We start from the raw sequence: 15,590 nt of genomic DNA, 5'->3' as shown, positions 1-15,590 counted from the left end.
AGACAGCCCCGCCCTGGCCCGGCGCCCGCCCGCTGGATGCGGCCTTCTTCGCGCGCGATGCCCAGGTGGTGGCCCGCGACCTGCTGGGCAAGGTCCTGCGGCACCGGGTCGGCGACCTCTGGCTGGCGGCGCGGATCATCGAGACCGAGGCCTACTACCGCGAGGAAAAGGGCAGCCACTCGTCCCTGGGCGAGACCCCGTCGCGGCGGGCGATGTTCATGGGCGCCGGGCACATCTACATGTACTACGCCCGCGGCGGCGACAGCCTCAACGTCAGCGTCGGTGACGCCGGCCTGGGGGACGCGGTGCTAGTGAAGTCCGCCCTGCCCTGGGTCGACGCGGTCTCCGACGCCGACAGCCTGGCCGCGATGCAGCGCAACAACCCCACCCCGGCCGGCCACCCGCGCCCGCCCGAGCGGCTGTGCGCCGGGCAGACCTTGCTGTGCAAGGCCCTGGGCCTGAAGGTGCCGGACTGGAACGCCCGGCGCTTCGACCCGACGCGGTTCTTCATCGACGACGTGGGCCTGCGCCCGGCGCGCATCGTGCAGACCACCCGGCTGGGCATCCCGGCCGGTCGCGACGAGCACCTGGCCTATCGCTTCGTCGACCTGGACGGCGCCCGCCACTGCACGCGCAACCCTTTGCGCCGGGGTCAGGTCGAAGGTCGGGACTATCGATGGATCGAGCCCCAGGAGCCTTCCCCATGAGTCACTGGTTCGACAGCCTCACCGCCTGGCTGGGCGCCCACCCGCAGTGGCTGGGCGTGGCCGTGCTGCTGATCGCCTGCACCGAATGCCTGGCGGTGGCCGGCCTGGTGGTGCCCGGCACCGTGCTGCTGTTCGCCGTCAGCGTGCTGGCCGGCGGCGGCGCCCTGGGGCTGTGGGAAACCCTGGTGCTGGCCTACTGCGGCGGTCTGGCCGGCGACCTGCTGTCCTACGCCCTCGGCCGGCGCTTCCACCAGAACATCCGCCGCCTGCCGCTGCTGCGGGACCACCCGGAATGGCTCGGCGGCGCCGAGCGCTACTTTCACCGCTACGGCGTGGCCAGCCTGCTGGTGGGGCGTTTCATCGGCCCGCTGCGGCCGATGCTGCCCATGGTGACGGGCATGGTGGACATGCCCTTCCCGCGCTTCCTGGCGGTGAGCCTGGTGGCCTCCGCCGGCTGGGCGCTGGCCTACATCCTGCCCGGCTGGGCCGCCGGCGCCGCGCTGCGGTTGCCGCTGCCGGAGGGCTTCTGGACCGCCGCCGGCGTGGTCGCCGCGGCCCTGGCGGCGGCCCTGGCGCTGATGGTCCACGCCAGCCTCGGCGGCGCCCGCCGCGCCGGGCCGCTGGCCGCCGGGCTGTGCCTGGTCCTGCTGGCCGCGCTGCTGCTGGGCTGGACCCACCTGGACAGCCTCGACCGGGGCCTGATGACGCTGATCCAGGAACACCGCCAGCCCGCCCTCGACAGCGCCATGGTGCTGATCACCCGGGCCGGCGACCTGCGGGTGCAGACCGCGGTGGGCGTACTGCTCTGCGTGATCCTGCTGCTGGCGCGGCGCTGGGGCGCCCTGTGTTTCGCCGGGGTCGCCCTGCTGGGCACCGCCCTGGCCAACGGCGTGCTCAAGCAACTGTTCGCCCGCACCCGGCCGGACGTGCTCAGCGAGCCGCTGACCACCTTCAGCCTACCCAGCGGCCACAGTTCCGCGGCCTTCGCCTTCTTCCTCACCCTGGGGGTGCTGGCCGGCCGCGACCAGCCGCCGCGCATGCGCCTGGCCTGGATGCTGCTGGCCGGCCTGCCGGCCCTGGCCATCGCCCTGTCGCGGGTCTACCTGGGGGTGCACTGGCCCACCGACGTACTCGCCGGCGCCTTGCTGGCCGGAGGCTTCTGCGCCGCCGGGTTGAGCCTGGCCCAGCGCCGGGCGCCGCTGCTGGCCCTGGGTGCGCGGTTGTGGTGGCTGATCCTGCCCCTGAGCCTGGCGCTGCTGGGCATCCACGCCGGCTGGTCACTGCCCGAGGCGATCGAGCGCTACCGCGCGCTCTGAGGGCGGCCATGGCGCCGCCGGCCCGGAGGCCATCGACGCGGCCGCCAGGCGCGGCTCAGCCGAACGACTCGCCCTGCAGCAGCTCCAGCAGGGCCTGCAGGCGCTGCAGCCTCCGCCGCGGGTCGTCCAGGGCCAGCAATTCCACCTTGCGCGGCAGCTCGAAGGGCAGCAGGTAGGCCAGCCGGTTGGCCAGGTCGCGCTGGCCCTGCACCGCCCCGTCCATGCCCAGCGCCGCCACCATGGGGTGCTCGCCCAGGGCGCCGAGCAGCGCCAGCAGGTCGTCGTGGGCGTCGTCCAGAGGCAGGTCGGCGGGCTCCGGCAGCCACTCCACGTCCCCCATCAGGGCGCGATCCGGCCGCACCTGGCTGGCGGTCACCCGCAACCGCCGCCCGCCCTTCACCCGCACCCCCAGCAGGCCATTGGGGCGCTGCTGCCAGTCGCGGATCAGCGCCTCGCAGCCCACCTCGGCGAAGTCGCTGGCCGCCTCGCCCACCTCGCTGCCGGCATACAGCGCCACCACGCCGAAGCCATGGCCCTGCTTCAGGCAGCGGCCGAGCATGTCCAGGTAACGTGCCTCGAACAGTTGCAGGTCCAGCACGCAACCGGGGAACAGGACGGTGTCCAGGGGGAACAGCGGCAACTGCATCGGTCTTCTCCTCGTGATAGCGGCTAGGCCACCAGGGCCACCGCCAGCGGCAGCAGCACCGCGGTGGCCACGCCCATCAGGCTCATGGCCATGGCAGCGAAGGCGCCGCATTCCTCGCCTTCCTGCAGCGCCCGGGCGGTGCCCACGGCGTGAGCACTCAGGCCCAGGGCCAGGCCCTGGGCGGCCGGGTGCACGACCCCCAGCCGGCGCAGGCACTCCGGCCCCAGGATCGCCCCGAGCATCCCGGTGATCAGCACGAACACCGCCGCCAGGGGCGCGACCCCGCCTATCTGCTCGGCCACCAGCATGGCGATGGGCGAGGTCACCGATTTCGGCAACAGGGTCATGGCCAGGGTTCGCTCGATGCCGAGCGACCAGGCCAGCGCCGCTACCGAGGCGGTGGCCAGCAGGCCGCCGGCCGTCAGGCTCAGGAGGATCGGCCAGAGCAGTTGGCGGATACGCCGCAGGTTGAGGTACAGCGGCACCGCCAGGGCCACGGTGGCGGGGCCAAGGAACAGGCTCAGCAGGGTGGTACTGCGGCGGTACTCGTCGTAGTCGATGCCGCAGATCAGCAGCACGCCCACCAGGATCAGCACCGAGACCAGCACCGGCTGCAGCAGCATCCAGCGGGTCTTCTCGTAGGCGGCCAGGGCCAGCTGGTAGGCACCCAGGGTGATGGCGAAGCCGAACAGCGGGTGATGGACGATGGCCTGCCAGGCGGCCTGCCAGTGGGGAGTCATGGCGCGCTCCGGCGGCGCGCCTGGCGCTCGATCAGCTTCTGCATCAGCAACCCGGTGCCGAAGAACGCCAGCAGCAGTGGCAGCACCAGCGCCCCCAGCAGTGCCCAGAATTCCGCCCGGATCGCCTCGGCGTAGACCATCACCCCCACCGCCGGGGGGATCAGCAGCAGCGGCAGGTAGCGCAGCAGGTTGCCGGCCGCCAGGCTCAGGGCGTCGTCCACGCCGCCGCGGGCCAGCAGCGCGCCGAACAACAGCAGCAGGCCGATGATCGGCCCCGGCAGCATGGGCAGGAGCAGGACATTCAGACCGGTGCCGAGCAACTGGAACAGCACCAGCCAGGTCAGGCCACGTAGCAGCATGGAAAGGTCTCCGGCGGAACGGGCGCCCATTATAGGCACAGGCCCGTGGGCGACCGGCCGGTCGCACCCCGTCGCCGCTATGACGGGGTATTCGCGGCGGCGCGCACGCTTGCCGCACCGCCCCCAGCGTGCTGACCTGTCGGGACCGGCCGCGAGCCGGCCCTTCCGACACCCCTATTCAGAGGACACTGCCATGCCTTCCGTACCGGTCGACGCGCTCAAGGACTACATCGGCAAGGACCTGGGCCACTCCGAGTGGCTGACCATCGACCAGCAGCGGGTGGACCGCTTCGCCGACTGCACCGGCGACCACCAGTTCATCCACATCGACCCGGAGCGGGCGCGGCAGACCCCGTTCGGCGGCACCATCGCCCACGGCTTCCTGTCCCTATCCCTGGTGCCGACCCTCAGCGCCGACCTGCTGCCGCGCCCCGAGGGCCTGAAGATGGCGGTCAACTACGGCCTGGACAGCGTGCGCTTCATCCAGCCGGTGGCGGTGGGGTCCCGGGTGCGCCTGGGGCTGGAGCTGCTGGATGTCTTCGAAAAGAAGCCCGGCCAGTGGCTGCTCAAGGCCCGCGCCACCCTGGAGATCGAGGGTCAGGAGAAGCCCGCCTACGTGGCCGAGACCCTGAGCCTGTGCTTCGTCTGACCCTGGGCTGACGCGCGCGGCCGCCGAGCGGTTTGCACCGCGCCGGCCGGCTGCGCTTTACTGGCGCGCCCGCACCGACCCGGACGTCCGCCATGCGCCAGCTGCTTCCCCTCTCCTTCGCCCTGCTGCTGGCTGCCTGCGGCGACGGCCAGCCGCTGACGCCGCCGGACGCCCGGTTGCCGGATGGCGCCGTCTACCACGGCCAGGTGGTGGCGGGCCTGCTGCAGGGCGAGGGCCGCCTCGACTACCCCGACGGCAGCGTATTCCGCGGGTCGTTCAAGGACGGCCTGCTGGAAGGCCCCGGCGAATGGCGGGGCGCCGCGGGCGAGCGCTATGCCGGCGACTTCCACCGCGGCGCGTTCCAGGGTCCCGGCACCTTGCACTACGCCGATGGCAGCACCTACGACGGTCATTTCGAGCAGGGCCGGATGTCCGGCGAGGGCAGCCTGACCCTGCTTGGCGGCGGGCGTTACCGCGGCCAGTTCAAGGACGACCGCTACCATGGCCTGGGCCGCCTGGAGACCGCCGACGGCGGCAGCTTCCAGGGCCGCTTCGCCAAGGGCGAGCCGGCGGGCGAAGGGGTGCGCGTGGACGCCGAGGGCAACCAGAGCAGCGGGCGCTTCACCCGCGGCGGGCTGAACGGCGAAGGCACCTACGTGGGTCGCGACGGCGACCGCTACAGCGGCGAATTCAAGGATGATCAGTTCCACGGCAAGGGCCGCTACGAGGACGGCCAGGGCGCGGTCTGGAGCGGCCGTTTCGTCCAGGGTGAGCTGACCGAGGGCGACTACCGCGGCAGCGACGGCAGTGCCTACCACGGCGCATTCAGGCAGTTCCGCTTCCACGGCAAGGGCCGCCTGCAACAGCCGGACGGCAGCGTCTACGAGGGCCGCTTCGCCTACGGTCGCTACGACGGCGAGGGGCGCCTGCGCCTGGCCGACGGCCGCCTGGAGGACGGCCATTGGCGGCGCGGCACGCGCGTGCGCGACGCCAGCGGCGACGCGGTGCCGGACCCGCTGGAAGTCGGCCTGCTGGAGCAGGGCCGCCTGCTCGACGAAGCCCTGGCCGCGCTGCCCGTCTCGACCCCGGCCAAGGAACTCTACGCCCTGACCCTGGGCGGCGACGGCCAGCAGCGCGTGTTCATGCGTGAGGCCGACTACGTCGCCACCCTGCTGGGCGAGCGCTTCGGCGCCCGCGGGCGGATCACCCTGGTCAACCAGCGCGACCACCTGGCCGACCGGCCCATGGCCACCCGCGAGAGCCTGGCCCGGGCGGTACGCGCCCTGGCCGAGCGCAGCGGCCCGGAGGACCTGGTCTTCCTCTACTTCACCAGCCACGGCTCCGCCCAGCACGAACTCAGCCTGCGCCAGCCCGGCCTGGCCCTGGGCGACCTGCCGGCCTGGCAACTGGCGCAGGTCCTGGCGCCCCTCAAGGAGCGGTACAAGGTGGTGGTCATTTCCGCCTGCTATTCCGGCGGTTTCCTGCCGGCGCTGAAGGACGACAAGACCCTGGTGATGACCGCCTCGCGGGCGGACCGGGTCTCCTTCGGCTGCTCCGACGAGAACGACTTCACCTACTTCGGCCGTGCGCTGTTCGCCGAGGCGCTGAACCAGACCGACGACCTGGAGCAGGCCTTCGCCCTGGCCAAGGCCACCGTCGCCGAGCGGGAAAAGGCCCAGGGTTTCGCCCCCTCGGAACCGCAGCTCTGGGCGCCGCTGGCGGTGCTCGGGCAGTGGCGCGCCCTGCGGGCGCAGCAGGCCGCGCGCGCATCGGCCGCACACGCGCAGGACGGTGCGGTCCAAGCGTCTACGACACCCTGAGCCGAGACCGGCGGAGACCTCACCATGCACCTGACGCCCCAGCACATCCTGCTCGCCGGCGCCACCGGCCTGACCGGCGAGCATCTGCTCGACCGACTCCTCGACGAACCCACCGTGACCCGCGTCCTGGCCCCCACCCGGCGCCCCCTCGCCGAGCACCCGCACCTGGAGAACCCGGTGGGTGAGCTGGCGGCGTTGCTGCCGCAGTTGGCGGGGCCGGTGGACACCGCGTTCTGCTGCCTGGGCACCACCCTCAAGCAGGCGGGCTCGGAGGCCGCGTTCCGCGCCGTCGACCATGACTTGGTGCTGGCCTTCGCCCGCCGCGCCCGGGAACTGGGGGCCCGTCACCTGCTGGTGATCAGCGCGGTGGGCGCCGACCCCAAGGCCTCGGTGTTCTACAGCCGGGTGAAGGGCGAGCTGGAAGAGGCGCTGCGCGCCCAGAACTGGCCGCAGCTGACCCTGGCGCGGCCGTCCCTGCTGCTGGGGCCGCGGGACGAGCCGCGCCTGGGGGAACGCCTCGCCGCGCCCTTCAGCAAGCTGCTGCCGGGCAAGTACCAGGGCATCGAGGTGGCGGTACTGGCCCGCGCGCTCTGGCGCCTGGCCCTGGAAGAAAGCACCGGCACCCGGGTGGTGGAGTCCGACGAGTTGCGCAAGCTGGGCCGCTGAACCGGCGGCTTCCGCTATCCTCGGCGTTTTCGCCGCCAAGGAAGCCCCATGCGCACCCTCACCACCCTCGCCGGCAACAGCCAGAAGCTCGACGGCGGCGCCATGTTCGGCAACGCGCCCCGGGCGCTATGGGCGCGCTGGCTGGCGCCGGACACTGAAAACCGCATCGACCTGGGCTGCCGCGCGCTGCTGGTGCGCGAGGCGGAGCGCAACGTGCTGGTGGAGACCGGAATCGGCGCGTTCTTCAGCCCCGAGCTGAAGCGCCGCTTCGGCGTCCAGGAAGACCGCCACGTGCTGCTGGACAGCCTGGCCGAGGTGGGCCTGAGCGACGCCGATATCGACGTGGTGCTGCTCACCCACTTGCACTTCGACCATGCCGGTGGCCTGCTGGAAGCCTGGCGCGAGGGCCAGCCGGCGCGCTTGCTGTTCCCCCACGCCCGCTTCGTCACAGGCCGCCGCCAGTGGCAGCGCGCCCGCCAGCCCCATTCCCGCGACCGCGCCTCCTACATCCCCGAACTGCTGGACCTGCTGGAGGCCAGCGGCCGCCTGGAACTGCTGGACGAGGACGCGACCTCGGCCACCCTCGGCCCCGACTGGCGCCTGCACTGGAGCGACGGCCACACCCCGGGGCAGCTGTTGCCAGAAGTCGCCATGCCTGGCGGGCCGGTGCTGTTCGCTGGCGACCTGGTGCCCGGCGCCGCCTGGCTGCACCTGCCCATCACCATGGGCTACGACCGCTTCCCCGAAGGCCTGATCGACGAGAAGCAGGCGCTGCTGTACGACCTGCTGGTCCGTGGCGGGCGCCTGGTGTTCACCCATGACCCGCAGATCGCCCTCGGTCGGCTGCAGCGCGAGGCCGGCGGCCGCTTCGTCCTGGCGCAGCCCCTGGCCCAGGTGCGCGACCTGGCCGAGTAGCGCCGGCGCCGGGTTGACGCTGGCGAAGGCCACGGCCGAGGATGGCGGTTTCCGCCCGGAGACCGTCCCCGTGAGCCTCGAATCCGTACGCGCCTTCTTCGCCGAACATGCCCCCGACATCGCCGTCATCGAACTCGACACCAGCACCGCCACCGTGGCCCTGGCGGCCGACGCCCATGGCGTCGAGCCCGGGCGGATCGCCAAGACCCTGGCGTTCCGCGTCGGCGAGCGGGTGCTGCTGGTGGTGGCGCGGGGCGATGCGCGGATCGACAATCGCAAGTTCAAGCAGGCCTTCGGCAGCAAACCCAGGCTGCTGGACGCCGAGACAGTCCAGGCCCTCACCGGCCACCCGGTGGGCGGGGTCTGCCCGTTCGGCCTGGCCACCTCGCTTCCGGTCTATTGCGACCAGTCCCTGCAAGCCTTCGACGAGGTGGTGCCGGCGGCGGGCGCGGTGCACAGCGCGGTGCGCATCGGCACGGCGCGCCTGGCGGCGCTGGTGGATGCGCAGTGGGTAGATGTTTGCCAGGATCTGGTCTGACGCCTGGGGCCGCTACGGAAACTGCCCGGGATAGGCGACCGGCCGGCGCCGCCGCGCGCTCAGTTGCGCACGCCCAGGCCGATACCCAGCTCGGCGGCCAGGGCGAAGGGTGCCAGCAGCGTGTCCAGTAGTACGCTGGCCGGCAGGTCGAGCCCCGGATGGGCGGGCGGCTGCGCACCGAAGCGCGCCTGGGAGCAGCAACCGCCCTGCAGGGCGTAATGGTCCAGGCGGGTGCCGGCGTAGAGCAGCGGCGCGTCGGCGTGGTCGGCATCCAGCATGCGCACGCTGGCGCAACCGTCCAGGGCGAGGGTCAGCGCCAGCAGCGGCCCGGCGCCCCGCGCGGTCACTCCTCGCTGCCCCCGAGGTGATGCTCGCCCCAGCGCGGCAGCATGTCCTGGGGAATGCCCAGCAGGTTGAGGATGCGCGCCACGATGAAGTCCACCAGGTCGTCGACCGTGCGCGGCTGGTGGTAGAAGCCCGGCGAGGCCGGCAGGATCACCGCGCCCAACTGGGTCAGCCTGAGCATGTTCTCCAGGTGAATCGCGGAGTACGGCGCTTCCCGCGGCACCAGGATCAGCGGCCGGCGCTCCTTCAGGGCCACGTCGGCGGCCCGCTCGATCAGGTTGTTGCTGGCGCCGCAGGCGATGGCCGACAGGGTACCGGTGGAACAGGGCACTACCACCATGGCGCCTGGCGCGCCGGAGCCGGAGGCCGGCGGCGCCATCCAGTCTTCCTTGCCGTACACGCGGATCTGCCCCGGCGCCGCGCCGGTGTACTCGCTGAGGAACGCCTGCATGGCCTGGGGCTTGGCCGGCAGGCTGACGTCGGTCTCGGTGGCCAGCACCAGTTGCGCCGCCTTGGAGATCAGGAAGTGCACCTCCCGCTCCTCCTGCACCAGGCAGTCCAGCAGGCGCAGGCCGTAGGGGGCGCCGGAGGCACCGGTCATGGCCAGGGTGACGCGCTCGGGGCCGCTCATGGACACCTCGTCAACCGCCCAAGGCCGCGGCCAGGCGGCCGTGCAGCCCGCCGAACCCGCCATTGCTCATGATCACCACCTGGGTGCCCGGGGTGGCCTGGGCGCGCACCTGCTCGACGATGGCCTCCAGGGAGTCGCAGACCTGAGACGGCACGCTGCAGCGGGCGGAGGTGGCGTGCAGGTCCCAGCCCAGGTTCGGCGGCGCGTACCAGAACACCTGGTCGGCCAGCTTCACCGATTCCGGCAGGCCGTCGCGGTGGGCGCCCAGCTTCATGGAGTTGGAGCGCGGCTCGATGATGGCGATCAGCGGGGCGTCGCCGATGCGCTTGCGTAGGCCGTCCAGGGTGGTGGCGATGGCCGTGGGGTGGTGGGCGAAATCGTCGTAGAGGGTCACCCCGTTGACCTCGGCGAAGCGCTCCATGCGCCGCTTCACGCTGAGGAACGCACCGAGGGCGGCGACCCCCTGGGCCGGCACCACGCCGACGTGGCGCGCCGCCGCCAGGGCGGCCAGGGCGTTGGCGACGTTGTGCTGGCCGCTCAGGGCCCACTCCACCACGCCCTGGGGCTGGCCGTCGAAGCCCACCTCGAAGCGCGAGCCGTCCTCCGCCAGCAGCCGCGCGTGCCAGCGGCCGCCGGCGCCGGTAGTCTGCACCGGTGTCCAGCAGCCCATGCGGACCACCCGCTGCAACGCCTCGTCGCCGGCCGGGTGAACGATCAGCCCCTCCCCCGGCACGGTGCGCACCAGGTGATGGAACTGCCGCTCGATGGCCGCGAGGTCGGGGAAGATGTCCGCGTGGTCGAACTCCAGGTTGTTGAGGATCGCCGTGCGCGGCCGGTAGTGGACGAACTTCGAGCGCTTGTCGAAGAAGGCGCTGTCGTACTCGTCGGCCTCCACCACGAAGAACGGCGTGTCGCCCAAGCGTGCGGAGATGCCGAAGTTCTGCGGTACCCCGCCGATGAGGAAGCCCGGGCTCATGCCCGCATGCTCCAGAATCCAGGCCAGCATGCTGCTGGTGGTGGTCTTGCCGTGGGTCCCCGCCACCGCCAGCACCCAGCGCCCCTGCAATACGTGGTCCGCCAGCCACTGCGGCCCCGAGACGTACGGCAGCCCCTTGTTCAGCACGTGCTCCACCGCGGGGTTGCCCCGGGACAGCGCGTTGCCGATCACCACCAGGTCCGGCACCGGCTCCAGATGGGCGGGCTCGTAGCCCTGCATCAGCTCGATGCCTTGGGCCTGCAGCTGGGTACTCATGGGCGGGTAGACATTGGCGTCGGAACCGGTGACACGATGGCCGAGCGCCTTGGCGAGCACCGCCAGCGAGCCCATGAAGGTGCCGCAGATGCCGAGGATGTGGATATGCATGGAGAACCTCTGTGGCGGGCCCGAGGCGGCCCGGAAGATCGCCGCAGGTTAGCACAGCGGGCCCCGCCGACCCAGGCGCGGCCGGGCCTCAGTCGCTCTCGCAGCCCAACCCCTTCAGCCGCTCCGCCGCCTGCTCCGGTGTCGAGCCCGTAGCATGGCGCAGGCGTACCTGGGCCCGCTCCAAGATAGGCGCATGCACCGGTTCGCAAAGGTTGATTTCCCAGATGTCGCCACTTGCCCTGTCCACAGCGTACAGCCCGCTGAATTGAGTCGCCCCTGACGCCTCTGAATCGCACCCTACGCTCAGATCGTAGAACCCTGGATGAGGCGGCTCCCCCGCATCGTTCACTAAATCACTATCGATAAAACAGCCAGGGCCCTGCACCGCCTGGCCTTGCGCTTCAAGCGCCAGACGAAGCCATTGTGCAGCTTGCTCACGCGTCAGCCCTTGGGGCTCGACCGGTCCGAGAGCAGGCTCAGTTGTGCAAGCGGTAAGCAGCAAGAAGCAAGCGGCCGTTTTCAACCTTGTCACGACTCGCACTCCATTCTGATCTTGACCATTCCAATGATGCCGATCAGGTAGTTGGCGAAACCCGTCTTTCCGCCATTCATGTCGTCACCACTGTTGAAGCCAGCTCTCACAAGAGCATTCGCGAATTGATGGACGTCCTTTACCCCTCTGACCGAAGCACCATATCTAGCGGCAAATGACTCGGCCGCCTGCCCGAATGAACTGTATCTGGCCAATCTGACGCTTGGGTTGTTCCTCGCCTCCCCTTCTCCGACTTGCAGGAGCGCCGGGGCATGCATCGAGAAATAGTTGTGATAATCGCGTGCTATGCGGCCTGAGCCGTACTGACTCTCTTGCGCTGAACTCGACAGGAACATCCAGCTTTCGAGCAATACGCAAACTCTCATCCCTGTACGTCCTGATGAACAGGACAGCCTCCGCGTTACCGCAATACTTGCCTGCCATGGCCATTCTCCTTAACGAAAGCGAAGAATTTAACCGTTGGTATTAGCTGCGTCAGCTCGCACCTAGGGTTCGGAGCGGCTGATCCCGTGCTTGCGCAGCTTGCGGTACAGGGTGTTGCGGCTGATGCCCAGTTGTTCCGCCGCGGCGGTGACGTGCCAGCGCTGGGCTTCCAGCACGGCGCGCAGGGCGGCGCCTTCGGCGACGTCCAGGGGCGCGGCCGTCGGGGTGGCGGGTGCCGGTTCGGTGCGGCGGATGTCGGCGGGAAGGTCGTCGAGGCGGATCCAGCCGTCCTCGCAGAGGGCCGCCAGGGTCCGCAGCACGTTGCGCAGTTGGCGAATGTTGCCCGGCCAGGGGTAGCCGTGGAGCGCTTCGTGGGCATCGGCGGTGAGGCGGATGGGCTCGCCGCGGGCCTCCTGGCGCAACAACTGCTCCAGCAGGTCGCTGCGGTCGCTGCGCGCGCGCAGGGGCGGCAGTTCGATCACCAGGCCGTTGAGGCGGTAGTAGAGGTCCTCGCGGAAGGTGCCCTGGGCGACCCGCTCGCCCAAGTCGCGGTGGGTGGCGCTGATCAACCGCAGGTCCACCGCCTGGGCCTCGCCGCCCAGGGGCACCACCTGGCGCTCTTCCAGCACCCGCAGCAGGCGGGCCTGCAGCGCCAGGGGCATGTCGCCGATCTCGTCGAGGAACAGGGTGCCGCCGTCGGCCTGCTGCAGCTTGCCGCGCATGCCGTCCTTGCGCGCGCCGGTGAAGCTGCCGCCGCGGTAGCCGAACAGCTCGCTCTCGATCAGGGTCTCCGGGATCGCCGCGCAGTTGAGGGCGACGAACGGGCGGCCCGCCCGGGACGAAGCCCGGTGCAGGGCCTGAGCGAAGGCTTCCTTGCCGCTGCCGGTCTCGCCGTGCAGCAGCAGCGGCACGTCACGCTCGTAGACCCGCCCGGCGCGGACGAAGTCCCGCTGCAGCGCGGGGTCCGCCAGGCACAGGGTGGGCGCCGGGGGCTGGGGCGGAACCGGCGCCGCCGATGCAATGGGCGCGGCGGCCACCGGGCGCGCCCGGCCGCGCAACTGAGCGTGGAGGCGCTGGCCGCTCCGCGTGTGCAGCGGCCAGACGCTGGCCGGCTGCGGCGTGGCGCGGCCCAGCAGGTCGTCCAGGCGCGTGTCGAACAGGTCCTCCAGCAGGCGCCCCAGCACCGTCTCGCGCTCGCACCCCAGTTGCGCCAGGGCACCGGCGTTGAGGGCCAGCACCCGCCCCTCGCCGTCGAACGCCAGCAGCCCTTCGCTGAGCAGGCCGAGCCCGTCCGGCTGCGGATGGAAGCGCAGCAGCCAGTCGTGCTCATAGCGACGGAGGAAGTAGCGGGTCTCGATGGCCCGGGCCGACAGGCTGACCAGGGACAGGGTGTGGAACTGGCTCTGCCGCGACACCCGCGAGCGGGCCGAGGAGACGTCCAGCACGGCCAGCAGGTCGCCGTGGGGGTCGAACACCGGGCTCGCCGAGCAGGTCAGCCCGGTGTGGCAACTGCGGAAATGCTCCGCCTGGTGGATGGTCAGCACCTGGCGCTCGGCCAGGCAGGTGCCGATGCCGTTGGTGCCCTCGCAGGCCTCGCTCCAGTCGGCGCCGAGCCACAGCCCGGCCCGTTCGAAGGTGCGACGCTCGGCCTCGTGGGTCACGCAATCGAGGATCACCCCGCGGGCATCGGTGAGCAGCACCGCATGGTCGCGGCCGGCCAGTTGGCGGTGCAGACTGTGCAGTTCGCCGCCGGCGATCTCCAGCATGTCCCGCAGCGGCTCGCGGCGCTCGCGCATGCGCGCCGACTCCAGTACCGCCGGCGCCACGGGCAGCGCCGGGTCCAGTCGGTACTGCTCCAGGCAGCGCCGCCAGGAGCGGGCGATGGAAGGATCGACGGCGGTGCCCACGGTCCGTCCCTGGGCCACGGTCAGCACCTGCTGGGCGTGGCGGCGTTCGTCGTTGCGCGTCATGGTCGTCCTCCGGCGGAAGCACCGCGCGGTCGCCTGCGCGCCTCGCGGCGACCCGTCGTGCCGGCCAGCATCCTCCAAGGCAGGGTGAGGGCGCAACGCCTGGATGACTCCCAGGTCACGGGCTGTAACGCCAGCGGTACGTTTTGTCACCCTCGCCGTACCAGCACCGCGACAATCGCGCCCCTGAACGTCACGCCTGGGCGACGCACATCCCCGTGCCACGGGCCTCGGCCGTTTCTGGCCCGGCCCTTGCTCCAGGCTTCGGGCTTTCCGGACCGCTGCCAGGGCCGCGAACGGAGCGGCGCTGCCCGCCCTCCCTTCACCCTGCGCCAGGCGATGCGGCCCGGGCCACCTCCACACAAGCACAAGAGCCAGGAGAGACCCCATGCGTTACGCCCAACCCGGCAGCGAAGGCGCCATCGTTTCCTTCAAGTCCCGCTACGGCAACTACATCGGCGGCGAATTCGTCCCGCCGGTGAAAGGCGAGTACTTCACCTCCACCTCGCCGGTGAACGGCCAGCCCATCGCCGAATTCCCCCGCTCCGGCGCGGAAGACATCGAGAAGGCCCTGGACGCCGCCCATGCCGCCGCCGACGCCTGGGGCCGCACCTCGGTCCAGGACCGTTCCAATCTCCTGCTGAAGATCGCCGACCGCATCGAGCAGAACCTCGAGCTGCTGGCGGTGACCGAAACCTGGGACAACGGCAAGGCGGTGCGCGAGACCCTCAACGCCGACATCCCCCTGGCGGCCGATCACTTCCGCTACTTCGCCGGCTGCATCCGCGCCCAGGAAGGCGGCGCCGCGGAGATCAACGAAAACACCGTCGCCTACCACATCCACGAGCCGCTGGGGGTGGTCGGCCAGATCATCCCGTGGAACTTCCCGCTGCTGATGGCCGCCTGGAAACTGGCCCCGGCCCTGGCCGCCGGCAACTGCATCGTGCTCAAGCCCGCCGAGCAGACGCCCCTGGGCATCAGCGTGCTGATGGAGCTGATCGGCGACCTGCTGCCGCCGGGCGTGCTCAATGTCGTCCAGGGCTTCGGCAAAGAAGCCGGCGAAGCCCTGGCCACCAGCACCCGCATCGCCAAGATCGCCTTCACCGGCTCCACCCCGGTGGGCGCCCACATCCTCAAGTGCGCGGCGGCGAACATCATCCCGTCCACCGTGGAGCTGGGCGGCAAGTCGCCGAACATCTACTTCGAAGACATCATGCAGGCCGAGCCGAGCTTCATCGAGAAGGCTGCCGAAGGCCTGGTGCTGGCGTTCTTCAACCAGGGCGAAGTGTGCACCTGCCCGTCCCGGGCGCTGGTGCAGGAATCGATCTACCCGGCGTTCATGGCCGAGGTGATGAAGAAGGTCCAGGCCATCAAGCGCGGCGACCCGCTGGACACCGACACCATGGTGGGCGCCCAGGCCTCCGAGCAGCAGTTCGACAAGATCCTTTCCTACCTGGACATCGCCCAGCAGGAAGGCGCCGAGGTGCTGGTGGGCGGCGGCGTGGAGAAGCTCGAGGGCAACCTGGCCAGCGGCTATTACATCCAGCCGACCCTGCTCAAGGGCCACAACAAGATGCGCGTGTTCCAGGAGGAAATCTTCGGCCCGGTAGTGAGCGTCACCACCTTCAAGGACGAAGCCGAGGCCCTGGCCATCGCCAACGACACAGAGTTCGGCCTCGGCGCCGGTCTCTGGACCCGCGACATCAATCGCGCCTACCGCATGGGCCGGGGCATCAAGGCCGGTCGCGTGTGGACCAACTGCTACCACCTGTACCCAGCCCACGCCGCCTTCGGCGGCTACAAGAAATCCGGGGTCGGCCGGGAGACCCACAAGATGATGCTCGACCACTACCAGCAGACCAAGAACCTGCTGGTGAGCTACGACATCAACCCGCTGGGCTTCTTCTGAGCCAATCGGAGCGGGGCAGCCGCCCCGCTCCGCGCTGAGCGTG

At 70.9% G+C, this 15,590-nt stretch carries 16 protein-coding genes; 8 read left to right on the top strand and 8 right to left on the bottom strand.

The window, feature by feature from the left end; all coding sequences use genetic code 11:
• Positions 1–32: 32 nt before the first annotated feature.
• A complete protein-coding gene (locus FM069_RS19585) occupies positions 33–707 on the top strand; it encodes a DNA-3-methyladenine glycosylase (RefSeq protein ID WP_143490104.1) in 675 nt (224 codons plus the stop codon).
• The gene (locus FM069_RS19580) at positions 704–2,023 is read left to right on the top strand and encodes a bifunctional DedA family/phosphatase PAP2 family protein (RefSeq protein ID WP_143490101.1); all 1,320 of its coding nucleotides are present in this window, start codon (positions 704–706) and stop codon (positions 2,021–2,023) included. Before FM069_RS19585 ends, FM069_RS19580 begins: the two co-directional genes overlap by 4 nt.
• A gap of 55 nt (positions 2,024–2,078) precedes the next feature.
• Here the strand turns inward: FM069_RS19580 and FM069_RS19575 are convergent, their stop codons facing one another.
• From FM069_RS19575 to FM069_RS19565, 3 genes are read right to left on the bottom strand one after another with little or no spacing between them, the layout of a single operon-like run.
• Positions 2,079–2,669 carry an LON peptidase substrate-binding domain-containing protein gene (locus FM069_RS19575; RefSeq protein WP_143490100.1) on the bottom strand — a complete coding sequence of 197 codons (591 nt, stop codon included), beginning with the start codon at positions 2,667–2,669 and terminating at the stop codon, positions 2,079–2,081.
• Between the two features lie 23 nt (positions 2,670–2,692).
• A complete protein-coding gene (locus FM069_RS19570; RefSeq protein WP_143490099.1) occupies positions 2,693–3,409 on the bottom strand; it encodes an LrgB family protein in 717 nt (238 codons plus the stop codon).
• Positions 3,406–3,768 (bottom strand): CidA/LrgA family protein, encoded by a 363-nt coding sequence (locus FM069_RS19565; protein WP_143490098.1) that lies wholly within the window; start codon positions 3,766–3,768, stop codon positions 3,406–3,408. Before FM069_RS19565 ends, FM069_RS19570 begins: the two co-directional genes overlap by 4 nt.
• Positions 3,769–3,961: 193 nt before the next feature.
• On the opposite strand from FM069_RS19565, the gene FM069_RS19560 reads away from it, so the two are divergent.
• The 5 genes from FM069_RS19560 to FM069_RS19540 all read left to right on the top strand — a co-directional run bounded on the left by FM069_RS19560 (position 3,962) and on the right by FM069_RS19540 (position 8,356).
• Positions 3,962–4,417, top strand: a complete 456-nt coding sequence (locus FM069_RS19560; protein ID WP_143490097.1) for a MaoC family dehydratase — start codon at positions 3,962–3,964, stop codon at positions 4,415–4,417.
• Between the two features lie 92 nt (positions 4,418–4,509).
• A complete protein-coding gene (locus FM069_RS19555) occupies positions 4,510–6,237 on the top strand; it encodes a C13 family peptidase (RefSeq protein WP_143490096.1) in 1,728 nt (575 codons plus the stop codon).
• A gap of 24 nt (positions 6,238–6,261) precedes the next feature.
• Complete coding sequence (locus tag FM069_RS19550) at positions 6,262–6,903, top strand: oxidoreductase (protein ID WP_143490095.1); 642 nt, start codon at positions 6,262–6,264, stop codon at positions 6,901–6,903.
• Between the two features lie 48 nt (positions 6,904–6,951).
• Complete coding sequence (locus tag FM069_RS19545) at positions 6,952–7,818, top strand: MBL fold metallo-hydrolase (RefSeq protein ID WP_143490094.1); 867 nt, start codon at positions 6,952–6,954, stop codon at positions 7,816–7,818.
• A 70-nt stretch (positions 7,819–7,888) separates the two neighbouring features.
• Positions 7,889–8,356, top strand: coding sequence for a YbaK/EbsC family protein (locus tag FM069_RS19540; RefSeq protein WP_143490093.1), 468 nt, complete (start codon positions 7,889–7,891; stop codon positions 8,354–8,356).
• Positions 8,357–8,415: 59 nt separating this feature from the next.
• On the opposite strand, the gene FM069_RS19535 is transcribed toward FM069_RS19540, so the two are convergent.
• The 5 genes from FM069_RS19535 to FM069_RS19515 all read right to left on the bottom strand — a co-directional run bounded on the left by FM069_RS19535 (position 8,416) and on the right by FM069_RS19515 (position 13,641).
• A complete protein-coding gene (locus tag FM069_RS19535) occupies positions 8,416–8,703 on the bottom strand; it encodes a YceK/YidQ family lipoprotein (protein ID WP_143490092.1) in 288 nt (95 codons plus the stop codon).
• Positions 8,700–9,332, bottom strand: coding sequence for a flavin prenyltransferase UbiX (gene ubiX, locus FM069_RS19530; RefSeq protein ID WP_143490091.1), 633 nt, complete (start codon positions 9,330–9,332; stop codon positions 8,700–8,702). The genes FM069_RS19535 and ubiX overlap by 4 nt, the downstream gene beginning before the upstream one ends.
• Before the next feature lie 10 nt (positions 9,333–9,342).
• Positions 9,343–10,695, bottom strand: coding sequence for a UDP-N-acetylmuramate:L-alanyl-gamma-D-glutamyl-meso-diaminopimelate ligase (mpl, locus tag FM069_RS19525; protein WP_143490090.1), 1,353 nt, complete (start codon positions 10,693–10,695; stop codon positions 9,343–9,345).
• 528 nt (positions 10,696–11,223) lie between these two features.
• Positions 11,224–11,583 carry a glucosaminidase domain-containing protein gene (locus FM069_RS19520; RefSeq protein ID WP_218570318.1) on the bottom strand — a complete coding sequence of 120 codons (360 nt, stop codon included), beginning with the start codon at positions 11,581–11,583 and terminating at the stop codon, positions 11,224–11,226.
• Between the two features lie 150 nt (positions 11,584–11,733).
• A complete protein-coding gene (locus FM069_RS19515; RefSeq protein WP_143490089.1) occupies positions 11,734–13,641 on the bottom strand; it encodes a sigma-54-dependent Fis family transcriptional regulator in 1,908 nt (635 codons plus the stop codon).
• A gap of 385 nt (positions 13,642–14,026) precedes the next feature.
• Between FM069_RS19515 and exaC the strand changes: the two genes are divergently transcribed.
• Complete coding sequence (exaC, locus tag FM069_RS19510) at positions 14,027–15,547, top strand: acetaldehyde dehydrogenase ExaC (protein ID WP_143490088.1); 1,521 nt, start codon at positions 14,027–14,029, stop codon at positions 15,545–15,547.
• The last annotated feature ends 43 nt before the right edge of the window (positions 15,548–15,590 follow it).

Origin of the sequence: Pseudomonas mangiferae, assembly GCF_007109405.1 — a bacterium.
Taxonomy (GTDB): Bacteria; Pseudomonadota; Gammaproteobacteria; order Pseudomonadales; family Pseudomonadaceae; genus Pseudomonas_T; species Pseudomonas_T mangiferae.
Note: the sequence above shows the minus strand (reverse complement) of the source record. Positions and strands in the feature narration are given on the sequence as shown.